General features: G+C 61.1%; 1 pseudogene. It reads right to left on the minus strand.

The features are described 5' to 3' along the window. Nucleotides 1-229, minus strand: a pseudogene (locus ACRHNM_RS18515) (Gfo/Idh/MocA family protein); the annotation flags it as partial.

Below are 229 nucleotides of genomic sequence, written 5' to 3' on the forward strand. Positions count from 1 at the left end.
GGCCTCAATGAAGTTCAGGCCGCGGACTCCGTCTGTCATGGTCGGGAATTCCCCGTCGTTGTACTTTTGTCCGCGGATGGCCTTGGCCACGCCCCGGTAGATGTTGCCCATCGCATCGAAAATGCCTTCCGGGTGCCCGGCCGGGAGCTTGGTTCCATCCAGCGACAGCTCGGAATTGTATGCGTGCCCGGGTTTGTATACCCGCACGGGTTCCGTGTCGGACAACAGG

Origin of the sequence: Psychroserpens mesophilus (genome assembly GCF_050617655.1) — a bacterium.
In the GTDB taxonomy this organism is placed as follows: Bacteria; Bacteroidota; Bacteroidia; order Flavobacteriales; family Flavobacteriaceae; genus Psychroserpens; species Psychroserpens mesophilus_A.